Origin of the sequence: Pyxidicoccus xibeiensis, assembly GCF_024198175.1 — a bacterium.
GTDB lineage: Bacteria > Myxococcota > Myxococcia > Myxococcales > Myxococcaceae > Myxococcus > Myxococcus xibeiensis.
Map to the genome: position 1 here is coordinate 1,071,043 of NZ_JAJVKV010000005.1, position 23,208 is coordinate 1,094,250.

General features: G+C 67.6%; 20 protein-coding genes and 1 pseudogene. 7 read left to right on the top strand and 14 right to left on the bottom strand.

What is annotated here, in order from left to right; genetic code table 11:
- Positions 1–93 precede the first annotated feature (93 nt).
- The 4 genes from LXT23_RS26730 to LXT23_RS26745 all read right to left on the bottom strand — a co-directional run bounded on the left by LXT23_RS26730 (position 94) and on the right by LXT23_RS26745 (position 6,835).
- Complete coding sequence (locus LXT23_RS26730; RefSeq protein WP_253983120.1) at positions 94–966, bottom strand: peptidoglycan-binding domain-containing protein; 873 nt, start codon at positions 964–966, stop codon at positions 94–96.
- Positions 967–1,133: 167 nt separating this feature from the next.
- Positions 1,134–3,581 carry a hypothetical protein gene (locus LXT23_RS26735; RefSeq protein WP_253983121.1) on the bottom strand — a complete coding sequence of 816 codons (2,448 nt, stop codon included), beginning with the start codon at positions 3,579–3,581 and terminating at the stop codon, positions 1,134–1,136.
- A gap of 120 nt (positions 3,582–3,701) precedes the next feature.
- On the bottom strand, positions 3,702–5,051 hold the full coding sequence (locus tag LXT23_RS26740) for a cytochrome P450 (RefSeq protein ID WP_253983122.1): 1,350 nt from the start codon (positions 5,049–5,051) through the stop codon (positions 3,702–3,704).
- The gene (locus LXT23_RS26745) at positions 5,048–6,835 is read right to left on the bottom strand and encodes a hypothetical protein (protein WP_253983123.1); all 1,788 of its coding nucleotides are present in this window, start codon (positions 6,833–6,835) and stop codon (positions 5,048–5,050) included. Before LXT23_RS26745 ends, LXT23_RS26740 begins: the two co-directional genes overlap by 4 nt.
- Before the next feature lie 157 nt (positions 6,836–6,992).
- Between LXT23_RS26745 and LXT23_RS26750 the strand changes: the two are divergent.
- The 6 genes and pseudogenes from LXT23_RS26750 to LXT23_RS26770 all read left to right on the top strand — a co-directional run.
- Positions 6,993–7,172 (top strand): annotated as a pseudogene (locus tag LXT23_RS26750) (DUF2380 domain-containing protein); the annotation flags it as partial.
- A gap of 6 nt (positions 7,173–7,178) precedes the next feature.
- On the top strand, positions 7,179–7,901 hold the full coding sequence (gene sitI6, locus LXT23_RS26755; RefSeq protein WP_253983124.1) for a SitI6 family double-CXXCG motif immunity protein: 723 nt from the start codon (positions 7,179–7,181) through the stop codon (positions 7,899–7,901).
- Positions 7,902–7,952: 51 nt separating this feature from the next.
- Complete coding sequence (locus LXT23_RS26760; protein WP_253983125.1) at positions 7,953–8,180, top strand: hypothetical protein; 228 nt, start codon at positions 7,953–7,955, stop codon at positions 8,178–8,180.
- A 342-nt stretch (positions 8,181–8,522) separates the two neighbouring features.
- Positions 8,523–9,107, top strand: coding sequence for a transposase zinc-binding domain-containing protein (locus LXT23_RS50715; protein ID WP_407692916.1), 585 nt, complete (start codon positions 8,523–8,525; stop codon positions 9,105–9,107).
- Complete coding sequence (locus LXT23_RS50720) at positions 8,993–9,550, top strand: transposase (RefSeq protein WP_407692917.1); 558 nt, start codon at positions 8,993–8,995, stop codon at positions 9,548–9,550. Before LXT23_RS50715 ends, LXT23_RS50720 begins: the two co-directional genes overlap by 115 nt.
- 729 nt (positions 9,551–10,279) lie before the next feature.
- Entirely contained in the window at positions 10,280–11,422 is a 1,143-nt protein-coding gene (locus LXT23_RS26770; RefSeq protein WP_253983127.1) for a glutathione-independent formaldehyde dehydrogenase, read from the top strand.
- 258 nt (positions 11,423–11,680) lie between these two features.
- Here LXT23_RS26770 and LXT23_RS26775 read toward each other — a convergent pair whose 3' ends face one another.
- From LXT23_RS26775 to LXT23_RS26810, 9 genes are all read right to left on the bottom strand, one after another.
- Entirely contained in the window at positions 11,681–13,177 is a 1,497-nt protein-coding gene (locus LXT23_RS26775) for a hypothetical protein (protein WP_253983128.1), read from the bottom strand.
- Between the two features lie 187 nt (positions 13,178–13,364).
- The gene (locus LXT23_RS26780; RefSeq protein ID WP_253983129.1) at positions 13,365–14,633 is read right to left on the bottom strand and encodes an ATP-dependent nuclease; all 1,269 of its coding nucleotides are present in this window, start codon (positions 14,631–14,633) and stop codon (positions 13,365–13,367) included.
- 41 nt (positions 14,634–14,674) lie between these two features.
- Positions 14,675–14,938 (bottom strand): AAA family ATPase, encoded by a 264-nt coding sequence (locus tag LXT23_RS50725; RefSeq protein WP_407692910.1) that lies wholly within the window; start codon positions 14,936–14,938, stop codon positions 14,675–14,677.
- Positions 14,939–15,808: 870 nt separating this feature from the next.
- On the bottom strand, positions 15,809–16,378 hold the full coding sequence (locus LXT23_RS26785; protein WP_253983130.1) for an imm11 family protein: 570 nt from the start codon (positions 16,376–16,378) through the stop codon (positions 15,809–15,811).
- A gap of 21 nt (positions 16,379–16,399) precedes the next feature.
- A complete protein-coding gene (locus LXT23_RS26790; protein WP_253983131.1) occupies positions 16,400–17,746 on the bottom strand; it encodes an AHH domain-containing protein in 1,347 nt (448 codons plus the stop codon).
- Positions 17,747–18,715: 969 nt separating this feature from the next.
- Positions 18,716–19,135, bottom strand: coding sequence for a serine/threonine-protein kinase (locus LXT23_RS26795; RefSeq protein WP_253983132.1), 420 nt, complete (start codon positions 19,133–19,135; stop codon positions 18,716–18,718).
- Positions 19,136–19,167: 32 nt separating this feature from the next.
- On the bottom strand, positions 19,168–20,079 hold the full coding sequence (gene bla, locus LXT23_RS26800; RefSeq protein WP_253983133.1) for a subclass B3 metallo-beta-lactamase: 912 nt from the start codon (positions 20,077–20,079) through the stop codon (positions 19,168–19,170).
- A gap of 92 nt (positions 20,080–20,171) precedes the next feature.
- A complete protein-coding gene (locus LXT23_RS49765) occupies positions 20,172–20,648 on the bottom strand; it encodes a GNAT family N-acetyltransferase (protein WP_256561135.1) in 477 nt (158 codons plus the stop codon).
- 172 nt (positions 20,649–20,820) lie between these two features.
- Positions 20,821–21,495 carry a hypothetical protein gene (locus LXT23_RS26810; RefSeq protein ID WP_253983135.1) on the bottom strand — a complete coding sequence of 225 codons (675 nt, stop codon included), beginning with the start codon at positions 21,493–21,495 and terminating at the stop codon, positions 20,821–20,823.
- Between the two features lie 234 nt (positions 21,496–21,729).
- On the opposite strand from LXT23_RS26810, the gene LXT23_RS26815 reads away from it, so the two are divergent.
- Positions 21,730–22,437 carry a hypothetical protein gene (locus tag LXT23_RS26815; RefSeq protein ID WP_253983136.1) on the top strand — a complete coding sequence of 236 codons (708 nt, stop codon included), beginning with the start codon at positions 21,730–21,732 and terminating at the stop codon, positions 22,435–22,437.
- Between the two features lie 448 nt (positions 22,438–22,885).
- On the opposite strand, the gene LXT23_RS26820 is transcribed toward LXT23_RS26815, so the two are convergent.
- Positions 22,886–23,208 (bottom strand): hypothetical protein (locus tag LXT23_RS26820; protein WP_253983137.1); only part of this gene is annotated, 323 nt, incomplete at its 5' end.

Consider the following 23,208-nt stretch of genomic DNA (forward strand, 5'->3'; position numbering starts at 1 on the left):
CAGCGCCTCAACGAAGGAGGAGGCGCACCGGCATGCCACCCAGGGGACTTGCTCGCGACCTGGGTGGACACCTGCGCGGTCCGGTGTTTCGCTTTACTCCACGCGGAGCGTGTAGACGCCGCCGTTGCGCTGGAGCTCCGCGTTCAGGTCCGCGCGGAACTGGCGCTGCGTCTCCGCGTCACCGACGATGCCGATGCAGCCCTCCGTGCCGGGATTGCGACCGTCCGGGTGGATGCGCAGCCACTCGCGGTCACGGCCCGCGCGGGCGTCATACATCTTGTCGGAGCCGGGACGGTTCGGATCCTCCATGAGGAAGCTGTAGCCGACACCATCCCGCACGAAGCCCGGATCGGAGCGGCTGTCACGATGCGCCGTCACACGGTACGTGCCCTGCGGCACCGAGTAGGCGTTGGCCCCGCCCGAGTTGAACTGGTACGTGTTGCCGTTCACCGTGATGCTGCCGGTGGTCATGCCGACGCCCTCGGGCTGGCCGTTGAGACGCGCGGTGCCATTGACGCCCCCCGCCGCGGGCGCGTTCGGGTCCATGCCGTCGACGCCGCTGAGCGCCGCGAACGTCCTGCGGCCGGCGATGCCGTCCACCTCCAGGCCTTTCGAGGCCTGGAAGTCACGAAGCGCGCGATCGGTGCGCTGGCCGAAGATGCCGTCGCTGGCGCCCGGGTCGAAGCCCGCGGTCCGCAGCTGGTCCTGGAGCGCACGCACCTCCTCACCCCGCGCGCCGAAGGTCAGCGAGCCCGTCGAGGTCCTCTGCCCCGCGGGCGTGAAGGCGCTGACATTGCTGAAGCCCGTGGGCGTCTGAGCACTGGGACGCGCCCCCGCGACGTCGCTGCTGGGAGGCTGGCGTCCCGAACGGTCGGCCTGCGTCTTCTGGGGGGACAGCGCCGAAGTGTCGCGAGAGGAGCCGTAAGAGCGAGAATGGTTGTCCGAAGAACGCGAAACACCCGTCATGGCCAGGCTCCCAATCGGTCGTGCCCCGCGAGGAAATTCGTGAGGAACAACCTGATTATCGGGAGGTAGGGGAAGATGTTTCCTCTCCTCACTTCCGCCGCGCCTCAACCACGCTCAGCACCTGACGCATGGAGTCATCAGCGGAGGCTGAGGCGCACCGGCGACCGTCACGGCTGCCTCTGGGGCGTGAAGCTCCAGTCGAAGGTGAACCCCAGAGTGGAGTAGGTCTTCATGAAGCGGCCATCCGGCAGCACGGTGGGAGGATTCACGTACACCTCGTTGTTCACGTCATTGGTGACGAGGAGTCCTCCTGGGACGCCGTACTGGGGACTCTGGCAGTCCAGGCCCGCCACCCGCTCCTCGATGCCCGAGTTGTCCACCAGCGCGCCGACGTACGCGCGCGCCGGCTGCTTCAGCCATGCCGTCACGGCGGCGTCGGGGCTGTGCAGCTCGGGGAAGGGATTCGTCTTCAGGAAGCCGGAGAACGGAGCCAGCGAGAAGCTCGCGGGGCCGAAGCTGTGCGAGCAGCCACCGTCGCCATAGTCCACCTCGAAGGAGAAGGAGCCGCTCGGGGGCAGGAGCAGGTTTGCTCCGACCCGGAGCGTGTCCGGGAACTGCGGGTGCTTGAAGTCGAGCTGCGTCGTCGAGGCGTCGACCTCGAAGCTCACCGTGGCGAAACCCCTGCGCCCCTGCCTCGACCAGCCCGGCTGCATCTCGATGGCGCTCGCCACCCCCTCAATCTTCCAGCAGCCCACGTTGCTGCGCTTCAGGTACGGCGTCCGGGCAGCCGTCACACTCTCGCCCTCCTCCGTCTCCGCGTTGCTCACGATGATGACCAGGTACTGCGCGCGCTGGGTCTTGAGGTCCCGGCAGAGCCCGACGAACTCGAAGTCGGACCAGTCCTCCTCCTGCCATGCGCCGGCGCCGTCCAGCCACAGCGCCTGCACCTTGAGGTGCTTGCCCTCCTTCTTCGGCTCGAAGAAGCCGTTGTAGAAGAGCACCGAGCGGGTCTGCGGGTCCTTGAAGTCGAAGTAGTAGACGCGGTGCGAGAGGTTCTGCGACTCCGCCTCCAGCTCGTCCTTCTTCTCCGCCGCGCCGCCCAGGTCGCCGCTCGCGTCTACGCTCTTCACCACCTCGCCCAGCGAGTCCCACGTCGAGAAGGACGCGGGCTTCGAGTCCACCGGAGCATTGTTCCACAGCATCTTCCCGAAGAGCGGCCAGTGCTTCTGGAAGCCTCCCGGCACCACGCTGTCGATGGCCTCCACACCCGTGTCCACGGACTGCGTCGCCGTGAGGATGCTCTTCACCGCTGACGGGCCGAGCGTGTTGGCGATGTACTGGAACCAGAGGTAGGCGCCGTAGTCACGCTCCACCTTGGACTTGCTCGCGCTGCAGTGGCCCTTGGAGCGGTCCTGGAGCGGAAGCTCCGCCGAGCTCAGGTAGCAGCTCGCGAATTCCTGCTCGAACTGGATGCTCTGGCCGTACACGGCGTCGATGGCCCAGTTGGCGACCGCGTCGCGAAGCCACCCGTAGCTCGTCTGGAACGACTGGGTCCGGTACGCCCAGTGGCTGGCGTGCATCAGCTCGTGGGCGGCGACGGCCTTCAGCTCGTCGGGCGTCATCGACTCCTTCAGCAGGATGAACACGGAGGACTGATAGGGCGCGCCGGCCTCGGGAACGGTGAGGCCGCGGAATTCGACGTTGCGCACGAGGAACACGTCGAGCTTCGGGCTGTGGAGCGGGCAGCTCGAGGTGGCGTCAGAGAGGGGCTCGGGGAAGCCAAGCGTCCCGAAGAGCTTGGGCCAGATGTCCTTCTCGATGGCCTCCGACACCAGGGCGGCCTTCGCCCTCTGGCCGGGGACGTTGAACTGGTACCAGACGTTGACCTTGGCCTGCGTGGAGTTGACGAAGTCCCACCCGTCGAGGCTGGCCTGGCAGGTGGGGCGGCCTTTGCCAAGCCCCTTGCCACTCCCGGGAGGCGAGAGCCAGCTGGCGTCGGCGGCGGGAGGCACCAGGAACGGGTCGACCGCGGCGCGCGTCTCGGCGGGCAGCGTGTCGTACTGGTCGAGGACGTCCTGGAGCGCCTCCGTCTCGAAGGCCCCCGTCGCGCGCCCCTTGTATTGAAGCGGCAGGCGCGGGTCGGAGAAGGCGGCATAGACGCGGTACGTGAGCACCTCGTGTGGCGTCAGGAGCCCCGCCTCGGCGGCCTGGGCGAGGGCCTCCTCGGAGCTGCGCACGTCCTCCGGGGCGTCGAGGACCAGCACCGTCACCGGCGGGCTCTCGACGCGTCCGACGGAAGCGCTCACCAGCGACACCCCCGTGGAGGCGCCCTGGATGCGTCCGTCCTCGAGGCCCACCGCCGAGGCGTCGGTGCCGGACCAGGTGAAGCTCACGTCCTTCAGCAGCGTGCCGTCCTCGTCGTAGGCGAACGCCGCCAGCGTCAGCTGCTCCCCCACCCACAGGAAGCCCTGGTCCGGGGTGACGACGATGCGGTCCACCTTCGCGTTGTCCGAGCCGGCATCCGGGTCATCGGTGTCGTCGTTGGAGTCGGAGCAGGCGGTCAGGGCAACCAGGAGTGCCAGCGGATAGAGCGGAACGGTCGGACGTGTGCGCAAGGACTCACCTGGTTTGAGGGACGGAATCGATGCCTGCGTCACCCCCGTGACGAGCGCATCACCTCCCTCAACGGGGCCGGGCGGAATCCTTCACCTTCGGGTGCCCGAGGCCGCCCCACGTCACCGAAGCGTGAGGCGCACCGGCAGCCCGCCCCGGGGTGACAGCGTCACGCCCACGTCGAAGCCGGGCTCCTCCCGGGACACGGGGGTGACGCGGTAGCGCTGCGTCACCATCGCCAGGATGAGGGGCCCCTTCAGCAGGGCGAGCAGGTTGCCCAGGCAGGTGCGCTGCCCCGCTCCGAAGGGGACATACGAGCACTTCGGCCGGCCCACGGAGCGCTCCGTCGAGAAGCGCTCCGGGTCGAACCGCTCCGGCGAGTCCCAGAAGCGCGAGTCCCGGTGGAGCACATAGGGCAGCATGAACAGCATGGTGCCCGCTGGCACGGAGACGCCGCGAAGCTCGACCGCCTGCGTGGCCTGCCGCTCCAGCCGCCAGGCGGGCGGGTACATGCGCAGGGCCTCACGGAAGGCCTGGCCCGTGTACGTGAGCGCCTCCGAGGAGCCGGCGGTGGGCAGGCCGCCCGCGAGCACCTCGGCGGCCTCGCGCTCCACGCGCGCCAGGGCCTCCGGGCTCCGGTCGAGCAGGGAGACGGACCAGGCCAGACCCGCGCCGGTGGCCTCGTAGCCCGCGCCCCAGATGTTCATCAGCTCGTCGCGCACCTCGACATCGCTGAAGCCCTCGCCGGTGTCCCGGTCCTTCAGCTCCAGGAGCATCTGCAGGAGGTCCTGCTGCACGCCCTCGCCCCGCCGCCGCTCGGCGATGCGTGCGTGGATGAACTCGTCGACGGGCTTCATGTAGGCCGCCATCTTCTGGCGCCACGACGAGAGGAAGGGCAGCACGGTGAACACCAGCTCGTGCATCGGCGGGTCCCTCCGGCCGATGTGCTTCACGGCGCCGTGGATGCTCGCGTAGAGGGCGTCGTCGGGCTCGGTGGTCAGGCAGAGCCGGGCCTGGATGGTGTAGGCCAGCCGCAGGAACTCCTCGTACACGTCGACGGGCTGCCCGCTCCGGGCGAGCGGCTCCCACCGGTCGAGCATCTTCCGCGTGGCATCTGAGATGGTGTCCACCCACGCGAGCATCCGCTCGCGCTGGAAGGCGGGCTGAATCATCCGCCGGTGCTTCTTCCAGTAGTCGCCCTCGCTGCCGAAGAGGCCCTTGCCCGCGAAGAGGGACGGCGGCATCCGCGGCTTGGGGAACGCGGCAGGCTCGTCGATGAGGACGCGCTTCACGTCCTCGGGGTGGCTGAGGACGCAGTGGACGCGGCCGCCAATCCGGAAGAGGAACACGTCGCCGTAGCGGCGCTGGTTCTCCTTGATGAAGCCCAGCGGGTCCTTCGCCTCGTCGAAGAAGCTGCCGAAGGGCCAGGTACCCTTGGGACCGGGAGCAGAGAGCGGAGCGGACGCGGTCATGGGACGTTCATCCTGACGTTGAGGAGGACCTGGCCTCCGGTGGGAGGGGGCTGCAGCCGGCGCAGGGCACCCTCCTTCCAGTACAGCAACACGAGCGAAGGGTCCTCCAGCGGCGCGTCGAACGTCACGCCCAGCCGCCGGGGCCCCTCGGCATCGGCCTCCAGCACCTTCACGCGGACGCCCTGCAGGTCCACATCGGTGCCCTGGGCCACGGGAGCATCGGCGTACCGGTAGAGGCGCTCGCCCCGCGTGGTGAGGAAGCGTCCCCGCTCGAGCTCCAGCTCCAGGGTGGAAGGGCCGGTGCGGGTGGCGCGGTGGACCTCCGGAGAGAAGGACAGCGTCCACCAGGCGCGCGGCAGCACGCCGCCGCCCATCCACCAGCGCGCGGCCGTGTACATGCCCACCATCGGGTCCGGCGCGGCGAGCACCGCCACCCGCTGCTGCGCGAGCCGGCCCGAGTCCAGCTCTCCCGTGAGGACGCCGTGGATGCGGTCTCCCCGGGCGCTGACGGCGCGGAACCCCGCGGCGGTCTCCCACCAGAAGTACGGCGCCGTCACCACGTGGAGCAGCACGAGCACGGCGGCGCCAGCCGCCAGGGCCCGGGGCTGCCACGCCCGCTCCCGCCAGCGCCACAGCTGCGTGAGGGCCACGGCGACCACCGCCGCGCCGCCGAGGCTCGGCGTCAGCAGCAGGCGGTTGGAAGGAAGCGTGGAGGCCACGGGCAGCAGGGACAGGGCGGCGCCGGCCATCAGCCAGCGCAGGTGGCGGCGCTGTTGCTCCTCCAGGCCCGGCCACGCCGCGCGCACCAGCAGGCCCACGGCCACCACGCCCGCGAGGCCCGCGAGGCCCAGCGCGACCTGGAAGCCGGGCCCCGAGAGGGCCATGTCCGAGGGCAGGCTGAGCAGCAGCCCGCTCAACAGCGCAGGCACCCGGGTGAGCGCATTCGCCAGCCACGGACCGGGCTGCCGTGCGGGGTCGATGTAGAAGTCCGAGCCGAACGCGCCATAGCCGAGCGACTTGTAGGCGACCACGTACGCGAGTCCCAGCAACACTGCGGGGACCAGGGCCAGGAGCCGCTGGCGCAGCGGACCCTTGTGGCCCAGCAGCTCGTAGCAGCCCAGGTAGGCGAAGAAGCCCAGCGCCCCCTCACCTCCCCCGAGCCCCAGCGCGAGGCCGACGATGGACAGGGGCATCGCCCAGACGCGGCCCCGCTCACGCCACTCCAGGTGCAGCCACAGGCCCAGCATGGCGGGGACGGCGGACACCAGCGCGTTGCGGTTGGAGATCCACCCCACCGGCACGGCATGGGCGTCATCGAGCGCGAAGAGCAGCACCGCCAGCCCGGCCGCGAGCCCCGGCAGCAGGCGCCGGTACAGCAGTCCCGCCACGGCGACCGCCGCGAGGTACCAGAGAATCGAGTGGGCCTGGTACCCCGTGGGGCTCATGCCGAAGAGGCGGTGGTCGAGCACCGCCAGGGCGCTGGACAGAGGCCGCCAGAAGGCGAGCCGCAGCTCGGGCAGCGTCCACCACGGATAGACGCCCCGGGTGACGAGCTGCTGGAGCGTGTCCGGGTTGCCGTCGACGTACCGGTAGAGGTCGTAGCTGGTGTTGGGGAGCGGGCCCGGAGGCGGCCTGCCACTGAGGACGCCGAGGTAGACGTAGTCGTCGGTGACGAAGCCCGCCAGGAACATGGGCAGCGACAGCACCAGCGCGGCGGCGAGCGACAGCCAGAGGATGCGTGGGAAGGCCAGCCAGCGGCCTCCAGGGGAAGCGGGGGTTTCCATCTTTTCCCATCATCCCAGCATGTCCCCCTGACGGGAACAGTGCTCTCTGAGGGCCGTCGCAGTCGCCGCGCCTCGATGAGGATTGGCAGGTGATGCGGACCCTGCACGCCTTCTGGTTGTCGCTGCTGGCCGTGTCCTGGCTGGGCTGCTCCACCTTCGGAGGATTCACGGCAGCGGCGGACGTGGCGGGCCGTGGAACCAGGCATGGCGCGAGTTCAGAATCGCGAAGCCAGATGCCCCCCCTGCCGAGATCTACAAGCACGCGGGAGAGCTCATCTATCGCTTCCAGCTCATCGGTGGTCCCATCCAGCCCTACTATTCCTGCCCGGTAGCGTGAGGACGGATGAGCCGGTTCTTTTGGATACATGAGGACATGGCGGTAGCCGCGAAGTACGGCGGTGGCATCGACGGGTGGCATAAGCTTTCGCTGCCCGGCGCGAGGTGTCACACCTGCGGGGTCACCTGGGCTGGCGCGGGCCACGAGTACCCGTGCGTGGACCTATCTCAGCTCCCCGAGCGCGGAGAGTTCGAGAAGGCCAGGCCCGAGCCCTTCGCCGAGTTCGTGCGCCTGCGCGAGCTGGTACGTCCCCTGGCGCCTCCCCATGCCGAGCTACCACCCGGTACGGGCTTCGGTCCGCTGGTGGGCCGCGCCTTTGGTGAGCTCGGCCCTATTACCTGGGTCGGAGGACTGAAGCTGGTCGTTCGACGGGAGGTGCTGGAGCGTCTCCAGGCGGAGGGCGTGCGGGGCTTGCTGGCTTGCCCGACCGTGCTGCGATTCCGGCAGAAGAATCCACCGGAGTTGCTGGAACTCCAGGTGGAGCCCCATGGCCGTTTGCATCCGGACTGCATCCCACCGGATGCGCCTCCTCGTTGCGCCACCTGCGGGCGGTACGGGCTCACTCGACCAGATGAGCCCATTCTGGACGCTGCGTCCCTGCCCCCGGAACTGGACCTGTTCCGGGTGGGCAACTTCGCCACCATGGTCATCGGCACCGAGCGCTTCGTCGAGGCCGTCCGCCGCCTGGAACTGGACGGCATCACCTCGCGCGAGCTGCCCGCACGCTGATCAACGCTGGAGCTGGCAGGGTGGGCTCGTCCCGCAGTTGGTGCGACTGGCATGCTCAGGCCAGGTGCGAGTGAGGCCAGGCCCATCAAGGTGCGAAAAGGCGAGAAGGTCGCCGTCGTCCTCCTCTCGGGCGGCAACCCTCAGATCGAGAAGGCGGACGGCGACGCCCCGGCGCAGGAGTACATCGCCGGGATGCCGGGCTGGAAGCGCGACCTCGGGAAGCGCCTCGACGCGATCATCGTACGGAACGTGCCCAACTCCAGTCTCCTGGAGAGCTGAGTCCTTTCCGGGAGGTGCTCATTGGAAGCGGCGGGAATCGAACCCGCGCCTTCAGCGCGGGGCTGCTGTAGCTTGCTCTCGTAGGCCCCGATCCCCACAAGCAGCCAGGGGCTCCACGGGGCCTGTGGGAGGTGGACGGTAGCGTGTGCCCTGGCGAGGTGTGGCTGGGAGGGGCAGGTGGGAACGCACGGGTGGGCGTACCGGCGAAGGCAGCCGGAGGGGACGGTGCTGTACGAGGCGGTGCGGGAGAACCTGGCCACATTGCTGGGGGAAGCCAGCGAGGTAGGGCGCGGCCTGCCCCGGTACGTGGAGCGGGACTTCGCCAAGTACCTGGAATGCGGAGTGCTGGCGCACGGCTTCGCGCGGGTGCGCTGCGAGAGTTGCAAGGACGAGCTTCTCGTCGCCTTCTCGTGCAAGGGACGAGGGGTGTGCCCGTCCTGCAACGCGAAGCGGGCGCATGTGACGGAGGTGCACCTGGTGGAGCGGGTGCTGCCACACGTGCCCTACCGTCAGTGGACGCTGTCCTTCCCGCACCGGGTGCGCTGGGCGCTGTTGAAGGACAGCGGGCTGCTGTCGGATGTCCTCACCGTCTTCCTGCGCGCGCTCTTCGCCCTACAGCGCCGAAGGGCAAGGAAGCTGGGCACGCGCAATGGGCGCTGCCCGGGGAAGGGCCCGAGGACGCGCGGCAGGCCTATCAGGCCCAGTCCCTTCAGCAGCGCTTCCGATGGACGGGGCTGGACGTGCGGCCACCGCCCAAGAAGGTGCCCCGCTGCGCCTTCCTGGAGGGCTTCTCCCTCCATGCCAACACCCACCTGCATGCAAATGACAGGGAGGGCCTGGAGCGGCTGTGCAGGTACGGAGCGCGGGGCGCCCTCGCGATGGAGCGCTTCGAGGAGGCAGAAGACGGGCGCATCGCCTACCGCATGAAGCGGCCCATGCCGGATGGCACCACGCACCTGCTCTTCACAGGACTGGAGCTGCTCCGGCGGGTGGCCAGTCGGGTACCCCCGCCCAGGACAAATTTGACGCGCTTCCATGGCGTCTTCGCCCCAGGGGCGAAACTGCGGCCATTTCTGGTCCCCGCAGCGGCGGCCTCGGGCGAGGAGGAGGCACCCTCTGCAGGGGCGGCAACTGTGGGCAGCTGCGAGAGGCGTCAGCGCGCTCCGAGGCTGGACTGGGCCGGGTTGCTGCGCAGGACGTTCGCAATAGATGTCTTCTCGTGCCCAAGGTGCGCAGGCCAGCGACGGGGGCTGGCATACCTGACGCAGGGCGCCGTCATCCGGCGCATTCTCCGTCACCTTCAGCTGCCCGAGCAGCCGCCCCGCCTGGCTCCGGCGCTGGGGCCACCGCAGCAGGCGCTCTGGGAGTAACTCTCGGCTGAGGGTCTCCCCCTCTCGAGCAGCTCGCGGCAACCGGTCGCCCGCGCAAGGCAGTGGTGCGCCTGGAACGCGACGTGCAGGCCTCCTTGGGGGGGCCTCCTTCAACGTCCAGGGCATGTCGCAAGGCCCTCCTGGCCCACCACCTACCCCGGCCCTCGCACGCAACAGGGCTCCCATGCCGCCTATGCTCGCCGCTGCCGGAAGGCGGGGCTCATCCTCGGTATCGACGACGACACCCTCACCCTCTTCCTGAGCCTGGACGCCGTGTCGCTCATCCTCAGCGCGCTGGACGAGCGGGAGTATGGCTGGCTGCAGGAGTCGGGCGCGGTGGCGGAGCTGTGGGCGGCGTCCAGGCTCGCCATCACCTCCCTGGCTGCAACCTTCCTGTCGGGGGGCGCTGCCCATCCGGAGCCGCCGAGCGCGCAGGCGCAAGAGCGCTGGCGCCGACGCTACCGCGTCGCGCTCCGCCGGCTGCAGCAGGCCGGCATCCGGACCGTTTCCGACAACGGAGCTGGCGCGCGAGCCCTTCCCGGAGGCGCCCCAGGAGGGCCCCGGTCCCCTGCACTGGTCCGCAGGCAGCCGACGTCAGGGCAGGCCCTGCAGTGCTTCGGTCACCCTTCCGCCGCGCGGCCGGCTCCCTCTGTGGGGCGGGTTGTCCTGACGTGCGTTCCTGCCAAGGCTTGTCGAGGACTGCTGCGACGCCATGCACAAGGGGGCACCATGAAGGCACTCGTCTACGAGGGACCGCGCAAGGTCAGTGTGAAAGAAGTGCCGGACGCGAAGATTGAGCGGCCCACCGATGCGGTGGTGCGCATTCGCAGTACCAACATCTGCGGCTCGGACCTGCACATGTACGAAGGCCGCACCGACATGGAGTCGGGCCGGGTGCTCGGGCACGAGAACCTCGGAGAGGTGGTCGAGGTCGGCTCGGCGGTGGACAAGCTGAAGGTGGGCGACTGGGTGGCCGTTCCCTTCAACGTCAGCTGTGGCCACTGCGAGAACTGCGAGCACGGCCTGACCGCCTTCTGCCTCACCGCCAACCCGGCGGGGACGGCCGGCGCCGCCTACGGCTTCGCCGACATGGGGCCCTACAACGGCGGGCAGGCCGAGTACCTGCGCGTGCCCTGGGCCGACTTCAACTGCCTGCGGCTGCCGGAGGACGCCGAGGAGAAGCAGCTCGACTACGTGATGCTCGCCGACATCTTCCCCACCGGCTACCACGTCACCGAGCTCGCCGGGCTCATGCCGGGCGAATCCGTCGTCATCTTCGGTGGAGGGCCCGTGGGACAGATGGCCGCGCTCTCCGCCACCATCAAGAGCGCGAGCAAGGTGATGGTCGTCGACTGGCATCCGGACCGGCTCGCTCTCTGCGAGAAGATTGGCGCCATCCCCATCGACTACTCGAAGGTGGACCCCGTCGAGCGGGTGATGGAGCTCACCAACGGCAAGGGCGCCGACCGCGGCTGCGAGTGCGTGGGCTACCAGGCGCACGACCCGCAGGGGAGGGAGCACCCCAACCTGACGATGAACAACCTGGTGAAGTCGGTGAAGTTCACCGGCGGCATCGGCGTGGTGGGCGTCTTCATCCCCAATGACCCCGGCGGCCCGGACACCTTGGCCAAGCAGGGTGAACTCGTCTTCGACTGGGGCATGCTCTGGTTCAAGGGGCAGCGCGTGGCGACCGGCCAGTGCAACGTGAAGGCCTACAACCGCCAGCTGCGCGAGCTCATCCACCTGGACAAGGTGAAGCCCTCGTGGATTGTCTCGCACACGCTCCCGCTCGACAAGGCGCCGGATGGCTACCTGCACTTCGACAAACGCGACAGCGGCTGGACCAAGGTCGTCCTGCAGCCGGCCGCATGAGCCGGCGCGAAAGCGGAGAAAGGGAGGGGGCGAAGCATCAGAGGGATGGGTGCCCTGTTGAGGGGGAGGGAGAGTGCAGAGGTGCCTGGGCAGGGACCGCCGACCTCTTGTATCCGCTCCTTCCTGGCCGCTGCCTCCTTCCCCGCTCTCGCCTCCTCCTCTCCTGCTTGGGGGAACACAGGTACCGGGCCTCGCGGGCATCAAGACGGTGGAAGCCGGAGCCGGCCACTCTCCGGACGGTTACCAGCGCAGCGGAGCTCACGCCCACTCGACGTGGGCGTAGGCCGCCGTGGCCTGCTTCAGGTCCTGCATCTCCCAGGGCTTGAGCTTGCGCTCGCAGCGCACGCGAACCCCTCGCGTCCCAAACCCCTCTGCCGCGCGAAGGACCTCCACGAACAGGCCGACAGCCTCCTCGCTCACCAGCGTCGCCTCGATGGGTACCTCCGCCGCCGGCCGCGCCGTGAGCCGCCATGCGCCCTGCCTGTCGGCATCGAAGCGCTCCAGCTTCCTCGCCAGGGAAGAGCTGGCGCAGATGCGCAGGTCCTCCGGCTCCGCGTCGCGGAGCTCCAGCCACGACAAGCTTGGCAGCAGCGCCAGCTTCTCGAACGTCTCCGACCGTTCAACACCCGGCTCCCTGACCGGATAGACCCCGCCCACTTGAGGCGCACGCAACTCCAGCCTGCTCACGGAAGGATGTGGGCCCATGAAGTGGGCCTCGTGGAACTCCATCCGGCGCATCCGTCTGATACCGCGCAGGTGTGGATGCATGAACCACTCCCCGTGGAAACCGGGCCCTTCGCCTCCGCCCCAATCAATCTCCCGCACCGTGCTCCACGAAGGGCTCGGCGCAGGGAAGGAAGGTCGCATCGAAGTCCTCCTTCCCAGTTGGACCGCCACTGGGAACCCCCGCTCGAAACGCGTCTTGCCCGGCACGACGAGGAGCCCCAGGGGCTCTTCCCAGCTCGACCGATGCGCCTCGAGCAGCACGTTGACTCGGGCCTCATCGGAAGCGGGCGAGCATTGAAGCACGATGAACTCGCCCCAGGGGTCTCCGAGGGCCACCAACTCATCGGCCATCACCAGTCGCGCGGCATCGTCGTCGAGCTGGGCGTAGACCAGGGGCAGCCACTGCTCCCGGACGCTCGCGCAGCGCCGCTCATGCTCCTCCCTCTCGCCGAGCGCTTTGCTCAAGTCCTGCAGCGCGGCCTCGGCGCGCGCATCCAGGGCCGGGGGCACCCACTCACGCCCCATGCGGATGATGAACGCGAGCCGACCGGCGGAGTCGTTGTCCGGCGCCAGTCTGGCGTGAAGCGCCTCGAGCGGCGCGACGTCGAAGGGCGGGCCCACGTGCTTGAGCGCCAGACACAGCTTCGTCAGGTTCAGCGGAGCCTGGAACTCGGGCAGCCGGGAGAGGAGCAGCAGCGCTGGCCCGAACTGCGGGTTCGGGGACATCCGAAGGAGCTGGTCGAGGTAATGCGCCGCCGATGTCGAGGACCTCTTTGCCTGCGACACGAGGAGCCACGCCATGGACCTGGGCGTGTACTCCCACGCCTCGTGCGGCGGCGGCCTCGCGTTGCCATCCGCGGAGAGGCCGTTCGCGACTAGGCGCCTTTCGACCTCTTCACACACCTTGACCAGGGCCGGTGAGCGACACACCCGCCAGGCGGCCAACAGGGCGCCGAGCGTCTCCTCTTCGTCGTGCCGGGCAAAGGACTCCGCGGCGCGCTCCAGGTGACCGTACACGATGTCATCCACATCGCCACTCTACCGCGACGCGGACACGCGCACACCCATTCGACGTGGGAGAAGACAGACGCGGCCCGGCGCAGGCGCTCGAGACGCGTGGCGTCGAGCTTGGGCTCACAGTGCACCCGCAGGCCCCGTGTCCCGAACCCCACCGCCGCAAGAAGGACCTGCTCGAACGTCCCGACAGCCCGCTCGCTCACCAGCGTCGCCTCGATGGGCACCTCCGCGCCCGGGCGCACCGTGAGCGTCCAGAGTCCTTGACCTTCTTCATGTCATTTCTTGTCCTGGGAATAACATCGGCAACTATGCGAGATGGGAGATAATCCTCGATCTCTTTGCCCTCGGTTACCCAAATGCGATCCCGATAGTCGGAATTCTCAATGAAGTTTCGCGCATACAGCTTACCAAGCTCTGGCATATCCGACTTCTTGTCTGAGTCTAAAATTAAATAGGATCCCGGATGTATTGAGAGTAGAGAAACAAAACCATCAACAGGCTCATCCGTGAGGCGCATGTGAGCCAAGAGGGCGCCGCCGAAAAATGCGAAGCTGAAATCCATAAATTCTTCCAGCTTGATGTCGCGTCGTCTAGACGCCACTTCAATGAAGAATCGGAGATAGATTGCATCGGAGGGACCCTCCACCCAGATGAGGGCATTGGCTTCCTGTAGGCTACTAGGACGAACACCGAGCAGTTCAACAGCATCCCTCATTTCATTCTTATTTAGAGTGGTGATGCTGCTTGCTGTTGAAGTGCGTTTAACAATGTGGGTTGCGACGCCCTCTTTCATTTCCAGATCTAAAATGTGATTACTATGAGTGGTGACAAGCGACTGCCAACTGCCATCAACGCACTCTTTTTTCAACATGCGCATCACGCTTCGCTGGAGAGTGGGGTGCAGGTGTAGTTCCGGCTCTTCATAAAGGAGCAGACCGCCATTGTGTTTTTCCAGAGCCAATGACAACATCATTAACTCCAACACGCCAGCTCCGAGGTTCTCGACTGAGCGAGCACTTTCATTGCCGAGCGACAATTTGAGTTGACGCTCTCGGGGATGCAAGGTGATTCTCGCGGACATTCCCGCCAGCTCCCCAAGACGGCACACAAAGCCTTTGAAACGAGACTGGTCCACGCAATACATGTCTATCAGTTCTGATAGCAGTATGCTTGCGTCGATTCGTTCTTCGCGAATCCCATTTGCCTTACCCGCTTCAGGGCCACAATCTCGACGCTCAGGCAGCACTACGATTGGCAGTGCTTCGATAAGCTCAAGGATTGTTCCTGCAAGTCCTACACGTTCGTTCTCAGGGAGTTCCTCTTCAGGAGGCATGCGGTCATGTTGGACTAGTTCAAGCATCTTGACGCGTTCTTCGGCGAATCGAGCTACCACCGTGAAAGGCCAATAGGCGTCCTGCAAGAGAACTTCTGTCTTGCTGTAGCGTCCATGTTTGCGTCCGATCTTCATGGTCTGCATTGCCTCTTGGATGCGTGCAGTCTTTGAAACAGTCAGGCCAAGCCGAGCGGGGACTTGTTGTCTTGTATGTCGTCGTGTTGGAGTTTTAAATCAGTGAATGAGCCTAGAAACCCTCCCCCTTGGGGATCGCGCGGGTGTCGCTCAAGATTGATTGAAGGCAACCGTCGAATTGCTGCGAGGAGCGCTGATTTTCCGGAGTTATTTGGGCCTGCGAATATATTAACATGAGACAGCTCCAGCTCTACCTTGTCGAAACAGCGGAATGCTTCGAGAACAGCTTGTTTTATGTGGATCATGTAGAACCCAAATCAACCAAAGCCAAGAATAGATGACTCTGCAATATAGTGGTCCGACTGCTTCTGAGCCAAGGGTTTTAAATCCGTTCAGGAGCACCCGAAACGCCAAGCGCCCCAGCCGTCTTGTCGCCCAAGGAGCGCTGCGGTGTCCCTGAATGGATTCACTTTCCCTAGCTGAGCCCGAGCGCAGCGGCGGCCAGGACTCTGCCGAGCGAGACCTCGGGGCGTGGTGTCGCTCGATAGGACCGTGGAGCCTGCCCGGTGTGCAGTGGCGGACAAGGCTGTGCCGAGCGTCGCCTGGAGCCGTAGTGATTGCACGATGTGCAGTGTCAGCCACGCCCACGCCGAGCACCACCTCAGAGCCGTGGTGTCCGCCCGGTGCGTGGTGGCCGCCAGCGCCCGCTCCGAGCACCACCTCGGGCCGTGGCGCCTGCCTGTTACGTGGTGACCGCCAGGACTAATGCCGAGCCCCCCTGCGCCGTGGTGCCTGCCCGGTGGGTGGTGACTGCCAGCGCCCGTGCCGAGTGCCACCTTGAGCCGTGGTGCCATTCCAGTGCGTGGTGGCGGCTACCCACGCCGAGCATCGCTTCGGGGCCGTGGGGCTTGCCCGGTGCGTATTCGCAGCCAGGAACCATGCCGAGAACCACCTCGGGTCGTGGGGCCATGCCGGTGCGCAGCGGCGGCCAGGGCCCGTGCTGAGCGCCACCTCGGGCCGTAGAGCTTGGCCGATTCACGGTGGCGGCCGCCCACGCCGAGCACCACCTCGGGGCCTTGGTGCCGGTTCCGTACGCGGAGACGGCCAAGTTCTAAGCTGAGCCTCCCTTCGGAGCCGTAGTGCCTAGATCCACCTCGGCGCCGTGGAACATGCCCCTAAACCTCTTCAACCTTCGTTCCCGTGGCGCCCATACGCTCAAGTGCGGTGCGGATCTCCTCTCGGACGATCAAGGCGATGGGCCATCCCCAGGGGCGGAACACCTTCGCGTCGCCTACCTGGGAGGCGTCAATCCGCATACCTCGGACATTTCGGTACTCTCCAACCTTCTCAGGGGTCCCGTCCTCCGGCATCCATTTCAGGACTTGCTTGGACGCCTTGTCGTCAATGCAGCGAATCAGCTTGGTAGCAACGAGAATGAAGAACTGTTCCGACTGGCCCTGAATCTCCACCGGCAGGGTTTGCACCTCGGTGGGCGCGAGTTCCGAGAATACCGAAGCCACTCGGGCGTGGACCACCGGAACCCCGAACGCCGCCCGAGAGAAATCGAGCGCCCTGCCGGGCACAGTCACGGGGAGATTCAAGGGGCCCGGGTCCGGGAGTCGCTCTCCCCGCTGGAACATCCACGGGTCGTCCACCTCCCGACCTTGAACATCTGTGGGGGTGCCGAGCAACCACCGCCCCCGAACGGTCATGTCGTCAAACAGGTCGAAGTACCGCTTTGGCATAGGCTCATTGTGGCGCCGCTTCTAGGTGCGCGTCACCAGCTTGTTGAGGTCAGTCCCTGGGGTGGCGATCTCCTGCCCCAACTGGCCAAGCTCGGCTGTCAGCGCCTTGCGGCATTGCTCCATGGTGCGGCAGTCCCGCACCGAGGTACTCAAGCGCCGGAAAATTTCCTCGTGATACTCCTGTGGATGAGGCCCCTTGTGGCCCTTGACGTGGACGATGTTGGCCGGGTCGTCCAGCGTCATGCCCGCCCTGTCGAAGATCTTCTGGAACTGTGGGGACCACGGGCCTGCATTGTTCGTGGACTTCCACCACTTGTTCGTAGCGATGTGGTGGTCGTGGCCTTCCTGGTCCACCGGACCGGCAGCCGCGCCACCCATGGCCCGTGCCGTCATGGCCACCGCGTTGGGGGCCAGTGCCACGGTGACGGCCTCGCCCGACACGGCCACCATGCCCACTTCGCCCACGGCGGCAAGGCGGATGCCCGCCCGGCCCCCGGCCAGCACCGCCGCTTGAGCGGAGCCGGGCAGCGTGGGCACCTTGCCCGCGAAACCCACCGCAGTGTTGCCCACGGCCACCGTCGCCAGCAGCGCGAAGGCTCGCGCCGCGTTCTGGCCCATGACCTTGCCGTAGCGCTCGCCCGCCTCGCGCAAGTCGTCAAACGTGGTGGCCCGGTCGGCTGCTTCCACCAGTCGCTTGAAGCCCGCTATCAGCGACCAGAAGGTATCTACCCCCAGGTAGACGATGGCTGTGGCCGTCATAACGGCAGCCAGGCCCTTGCTCACCGGCTCGGGTACCGACCAGAGGACCAGGTATAGGGTCATAGTCCACAGCACCGCCGAGAGCGCCGCGTGCGGGTCGGCCATGTCCCGGAAGGCGTCCAGCATCTCTTCCCGGACGACACCTTGAGCCAGGGCCATGGCCAGGGTGTAGCGCCCGTCTCCGGTGACGGTAGGACTCTCTATCAACAGGCGCAGACAATCGCCCTTGCGCCCGGTGCGCTCGCACCAGCGCAGATATGCCCGCGTCAGTTCCACGTCCGCTGGGGGCATGTCGGAGACCAATGCAGCGCCGTTCAGCGGCGTGAGCTGCCGGGTCCGCTCGTTGAAGAAGAACGCGCCGCCTCGGGCATCCACTCCCATCAGATGCCGCGCGGCCTGCTGGGGATTGGCCGGAGGCCGCATCTCCCGCACCAGCCGAGCCACGGCCTTCTTGAAGTCGTCCCGCTCCACCTTCACGGGCCCGGCTTCACCGCTGACGGGGGTGAAGACGACCGACGGCCCCCGGCCAGTTTCCAAGCGCACCACGCGCCCCGAGGAACAACCTGTCACCAAAGCCAGCAGCAGCGCGGCAGCGCGATGTACCCTCATCAGCCCCCCAGCGGAAAAGGGCTCCATCCTCCGGGGCGCGGCGAGTCACGGCCAGGACCCATCGGATCGGGCCTCCCCCAGCACCACCTCGGGGCGTGGCGCCTCCACCGAGCGCAGCGGCGGCCAGGGGATATGCCGAGCGCCACCTCGGGGCCGTGGTGCCTGCCCGGTTCTTGGTGGCATCCAGAGCCCGCGCCGGGCATCACCTCGGGCTGTGGCGCCTGCCGGGTGTGTAGTGGCTGCCTGTGCGCGTGCCGAGCACCACCTCGGCGCCGTAGAGCCTGCCCGCGCCGAGCACCACCTCGGCGCAATGGTGCCTGCCAGCGCCGAGCGCCACCTCGGAACCGTAGTGCCTGCCGAGGGCGCGGTGGCCGCCAGCGCCCGTGCCGAGTACCACCTCGGGGCACTGGCGCCTGCCCGGTGCGCGGTAGCCGCCAGCGCCCGTGCCGAGCGCCACCTCGGGATTGTGGCGCCCACCCGGTGAGTGGTTGCGGTCAGGGCCCGTGCCGAGCGCCACCTCGGAGCCGTGGCGCCCGCCCGGTGCGCAGTGATTACCGCGCCCGCTTCTTCCGCGCGTTGGGCTCCATGTTGGCGGCAACCCACGTCAGCGTACGCACCGAACGCGCACTGAGGACAGACGCACGCCGCAAGAGGCGGCGAATCAGGGTGCTTTGTGGCTTCACGGGTTCAAGCGCGGCAGCACGCGCACCGGAGGACTCCAGGCCGAAAGCCACGTCAGCTGAAATGCCGAGCGCCACGCACAGGCGGTGCAGCGCGCCAATGCGCGGAGCCATTACCCCCCGCTCCAAGCGCCCGTAAACCTCGGAGTTGATGTCGATGGCCTCCGCGATTCCCACTGACTGAGCCCCAACCGGAGCAGCGCCGCTTTCGCGGCGTGGCCAATGGATGCGCGTAGGGACTCGTCCGTAACGGCGACGCGAAACGTCACCGGACGCCGGACAGGCGCAGTCACGGCGGGCTCGGCTCCGTCGTGATGGCGTCCACGCAGAACGCGCTCTGCGCTCCGTCCTCTTCATCGGCCCGCGCTTCGCCCGCCCGCCGCATTGCCGCCTGGATTTCGTCTGCCGCATTCTTGGCGCTGTACCCCCCGCGCTCCCGGAGCACGCTGGACAAGGCCTCTTGCAGCGCGAGTGCGGACGGGTAGCGCTCTGCCGGTTCCCGGCGCAGCAACTTGCGGAACACGGCCCGCGTGGGCTCGGACAGCCGTTGCGTTGCCGCGTCCACGTCCGCCGGGGTGAAGGTGGCTGCCCGCAGAATGGTTTCCTCTGGGTCCACCCCATCCCAATCATCCTGCACGCGGGCAATGGCGCTGCTCAGCCGCTCCCGCTCCGCTTCAGGTACGAGCGCCCACAAGCCCTCCAGCAACATGTCGGGCGCACTGATGCTCTCCTATGCTCCTCCTACCTGGCAGCCTTCTCCTTCGCCTCTACGGCGAGCCGGTCCGCGAGCCGCTTCGAGGCAGCCTCCGCGTACTTCTGGCAACCGGTCGGATCGATGAAGGTGTTCTTCTCGGCCGTGCGCGAAGCCAGCTTCTCCAGGACCTGCGAGAAGCCCGGGTGGTTGGACACCATCACGTCGCACTTCAGCGCCGCGACCTTGTCGATGGTGGCCTGGAAGGACTTGGAGATGTCGGGGGTGCCGTTGCCGCCGCTGAAGTGGAAGCCGTCCGTCGACACCGGTGTGAGGCTGTCCGCGTACACCATGTTCAGGCAGCGGTCCTTCTCGCACGAGCTCCACGTCCAGCTGGTGCCGCCCGGCGTGTGGCCCGGCGTGTAGTGCGCGGCGAGCTTCACGTCACCGACCAACAGCGTCTCGCCATCGGCCACCTCACGCACTTTCGCAATCTTCGCGAGGTGAAAGGGCTTGGCGGGGTCGTACTGCGGGTCGTCCTTGCCCACGGTCCCCGCGCGCAGGACCTTGGCGCCCTTGACGCTCGCCGCCACGGTGGCACCGGTGGTGCGCTGCAGGGCCGGGATGCCGCCTGCGTGGTCGAAGTGCTCGTGCGTGTTGAGGATGAGCTTCACGTCCTTCAGCTTGAAGCCCAGCGCCTGGATGTTCGCCGCGATGATGGGGGCGGACTGCGGCAGCGCACCGTCGAGCAGGACGTGGCCCTTGGGGCCGGTGACCAGCAGGACCGACAGCTCGCTGGTCCCGACGTACCAGGTGTTGCCGTAGATGTTGAAAGGCTTCTGCGGCTTGTTCCAACCCTCGCACGCCGAGCACACGATGGGCGTGGTGGGCGTGACCTCGGCGACTGCAGCCGGGCCGACCAGCGCAAGCAGGACTGCCGCCATCATCATCTTCGCTGTCATCTGGGTCTCCATTTCACGAGGGTACACGGGGCACTGTGGCTCACGGGCCACGGGGGTCGCCCGAGTTGCACTCCGCGTGCCAGCTGTGTGCCTCACCCACCGTGGACGTAGCCCACGTTGCAGTCCACCTCTCTGAAGCCCGCCGAGGTGTAGAGCGCGACGGAGGCAGGATTGTTCGCCTTGGCATAGACGAGCGCCGTGCGGGCTCCTGCCTCCTCGAGCCGGTGCAGTGCGCTGACGATGAGCGCGCGGGCCACGCCCTTGCGACGGTGCTCCGGCGCAGTGCCAACGGGCTCCAGCTCACCCACCGCATTCTCCGGGTCCAACCAGCACAGCACGAAGACCGCGAGCTCCCCGCACGTGGGCGAGGCGACGCAGATGGCGCCGCTCGCGGCAGCGCAGGGCCCACCGGCGTGGGAGTAGGGGCGAGGGCGCGCGCGCGGAGGGCAGGGCAGGGGCGAGCGGGTGAGGCGCAGGCGAGGTACGCCCGCGGGGTGAAAACAAACTCCCCGTCCCGAGCGCTCGACGTGAATGGCGGGGAGCGGCGGCGCCTGGGGCGCGCGTGTCATGCGGCGCTGCACGAGAAACCCGGGCTGTTCTTCCTATCCTCACCGCGCTTGAGCATTTGCATAAGCCGTTATACGAATCGGGCATGCGCAGGGGACTCGGCACGCAGCTGCGGCACCTCATCGAGTTGCTGGATGGAGCGGTGGCGGAGGCCTAAACAGCAGATGGCCTCAGCTACCGGCCGCGCTTCACCCCGTTGATGCGCGCGCTGGAGGAAGAGGAGCCTCTGGGCCAGGTCCCGAGGAACAGCCCCAGGTTCGACTCGGCCAACCCCGTCCAGGCGGCCACCGGCATGAGGCAGAAGCGTGCCCCGCACGCGTCCGCGGCCTGCAAGTCCGCACGGAGATCCTCGAGCCCCTCGCGCACCGCCGCAGCATCCCGAAGCGGCGGCCTGGTCCGGGGGAGCGCGGCGAGGAGGGCGTCGAGCGTCGCCAGCCCCAGGCTCGGCTCGTGACACGCGATGCCCTCCCTCATCCCTTCGATGTGGACGAAATGGCTCAGCGGAGCCACGCCAGGCTCACGTGGGAGCACCTCGAGTTCCTCTACAGCGCTCATCAACGCCAGCCGGTGGAGGTGCTGCACATGCGGCTCCGGTGTGCTCGGCCGTATCACCCGCCGGTCGAAGACGGCATGGAGCGCTCTGGGCTTCCGCCGCAGGACCATCACCGCGTAGAGCACCACCCCGGCGCTGCAGAACGTGAGGCAGAAGGACCCCAGTCGGAGCGGGCCGTTGAAAGCGTAGAGCAACCAGTGCCCTCCGATGGCCGCAGCCACCGCACCCACCAGACGCACGTACGCCGACCGCTTCTCGGTGGCGAGCTGCTCCCGGTAGGACGTTGCGAGCTTCATGTTTCCCACCCGGTGGCTGTCTGGACGAGGCGCTCCATCCTACCGGCCTGGCGCACAGCTTGGGGCCCCCGTCAGCCGCCTTCGGTGAGCGACAAGGTGGTTGTCGCTTGAAAGGATTCAGCCGGTACGCTTCAACTCCTGCACAGCCGGGGTCGCGTCGCACCCCGGGTTCAACGGCCTGCTGACCGCCCCCCGGCTGCACAGCGGCCGGAAACATGGCATGTATGACTCGACATGCTCGGCTCTCGAACACTGGCATTGATCGTGGCGCTGTCCCTGGCTGTCGTCCCCCTCGTCTCGCACGCAGGCATCGGCAGCCTGCTGGGCAAGCTCGGTCGCGTCGGTTCAAAGGGCGGCAAGGCGGTCAGCGTCGGCGCGAAACTAGGCAAGACCGGCAAGGCCGCGAGCCTCGGTAAGGCCGCGGCCGGTGTGACCGGTCTCGTGGCTGCCGAGCGCGCAGGCCTTGCCTTCGCGGGTCTGAGCGACGACGCCGCGCGCTCAGCCGCCTACGTGGCCCGAACGCCCGACGGTGAGCTGGTGATGGTCACCAAGGCGGCGGGCACCTCGACCCACTCGCCCGAGAGCCTGGGGTTCGTAGCACAGAGGATTGCTCCCGAAGGCACCCGCCCCTCGATCTTCCTGGACCGAAGCGTCGCCCAGGCGCCGGACGAGCTCGCCCACCTGCCGCCTGAAGCCGAGCTCACACTCGTCGAGGGGAACCAGAGGCTTCCGGTGCGGCGCGTCGACAAGGGCCAGGAGGACGTCGAGTTCTTCGTCGACACCGCGGACGGGGCGATCGAGTTGAGCAGCTACGTGGGCGACGGTGATGGCGAAGACTCCGGCGACTCAACCGGATGGCTGTTCGTCGGCTGCGCCCTGGTAGCGGCCGGGGGCCTCGTCTGGTGGCGTCGCCGCGGCAGGGAGGCCGTGGCGCTGACCTGAGGGGGCGGCTTCCCTTTGGAGACGAAGCCAGGGCTCCACGGAAGCCCGTAGGAGCCCCTCCGTAGCGTGAGCCCTGGCGAGGTGTGGCTGGGGAGGGGCAGGTGGAGGAGCGCGGGTGGGAGTACCGGCCAGCTCGCGGCAACCGGTCGCCCGCGCAAGGCAGTGGTGCGCCTGGAGCGCGACGTGCAGGCCTCCTTGGGGGGCCTCCTTCAACGTCCAGGGCATGTCGCAAGGCCCTCCTGGCCCACCACCTACCCCGGCCCTCGCACGCAACAGGGCTCCCATGCCGCCTATGCTCCCCAGGCCGCGGGGTGTTGAGGCTCAAGAGGCGCCAAGAGGTCCAGGCCCCTGCTACGCACCTGATAGGAGCGCGGTCTGGGCAGGCGTGTACCCCAAGGGGGCTCAAGCGGCCTGTCCACCGGACGGGAGCATCGCTCGGGCGTCCCCGTCAGTGGCCCTCCTCGGCCCCTCTGCACCCTCCCTCCCCCTCAACAGGGCCCCCATCCCTCTTATGTGTCGCGCCATTCACCTCGATGCAGCCCGAGTCGTAGTGAATCTTCATGTCCCAGCCGAGCTGCCTGTAGCGCACGAGGAAGCTCCCCGACTTCAACTGTGTAATCGAATAGTGGTCGGCATCTTCTTCGCTGGAGATTTCGAAGTCGGTCTCCGGCGTCAGTTCCGGACCGGCCTTGAGCGCTTCCAGCGCCTTCCTCCATTTTTCGAGGTCCGGGACGGCGAGGTTGTTCATCGCCTGGGAATCCGAGAGACGCT

Excerpts from the sequence above, each read along its gene's own strand:
- LXT23_RS26785 (WP_253983130.1), bottom strand. The coding sequence starts at position 16,378 with ATGCCAAAGCGGTACTTCGACCTGTTTGACGACATGACCGTTCGGGGG.
- LXT23_RS26780 (WP_253983129.1), bottom strand. The coding sequence starts at position 14,633 with ATGAAGATCGGACGCAAACATGGACGCTACAGCAAGACAGAAGTTCTC.
- LXT23_RS26745 (WP_253983123.1), bottom strand. The coding sequence starts at position 6,835 with ATGGAAACCCCCGCTTCCCCTGGAGGCCGCTGGCTGGCCTTCCCACGC.
- LXT23_RS49765 (WP_256561135.1), bottom strand. The coding sequence starts at position 20,648 with ATGACACGCGCGCCCCAGGCGCCGCCGCTCCCCGCCATTCACGTCGAG.
- bla (WP_253983133.1), bottom strand. The coding sequence starts at position 20,079 with ATGACAGCGAAGATGATGATGGCGGCAGTCCTGCTTGCGCTGGTCGGC.
- LXT23_RS26810 (WP_253983135.1), bottom strand. The coding sequence starts at position 21,495 with ATGAAGCTCGCAACGTCCTACCGGGAGCAGCTCGCCACCGAGAAGCGG.
- LXT23_RS26795 (WP_253983132.1), bottom strand. The coding sequence starts at position 19,135 with ATGTTGCTGGAGGGCTTGTGGGCGCTCGTACCTGAAGCGGAGCGGGAG.
- LXT23_RS26730 (WP_253983120.1), bottom strand. The coding sequence starts at position 966 with ATGACGGGTGTTTCGCGTTCTTCGGACAACCATTCTCGCTCTTACGGC.
- LXT23_RS26760 (WP_253983125.1), top strand. The coding sequence starts at position 7,953 with ATGCTCAGGCCAGGTGCGAGTGAGGCCAGGCCCATCAAGGTGCGAAAA.
- LXT23_RS50725 (WP_407692910.1), bottom strand. The coding sequence starts at position 14,938 with ATGATCCACATAAAACAAGCTGTTCTCGAAGCATTCCGCTGTTTCGAC.
- LXT23_RS26740 (WP_253983122.1), bottom strand. The coding sequence starts at position 5,051 with ATGACCGCGTCCGCTCCGCTCTCTGCTCCCGGTCCCAAGGGTACCTGG.
- LXT23_RS26770 (WP_253983127.1), top strand. The coding sequence starts at position 10,280 with ATGAAGGCACTCGTCTACGAGGGACCGCGCAAGGTCAGTGTGAAAGAA.
- LXT23_RS26815 (WP_253983136.1), top strand. The coding sequence starts at position 21,730 with ATGCTCGGCTCTCGAACACTGGCATTGATCGTGGCGCTGTCCCTGGCT.
- sitI6 (WP_253983124.1), top strand. The coding sequence starts at position 7,179 with ATGAGCCGGTTCTTTTGGATACATGAGGACATGGCGGTAGCCGCGAAG.
- LXT23_RS26790 (WP_253983131.1), bottom strand. The coding sequence starts at position 17,746 with ATGAGGGTACATCGCGCTGCCGCGCTGCTGCTGGCTTTGGTGACAGGT.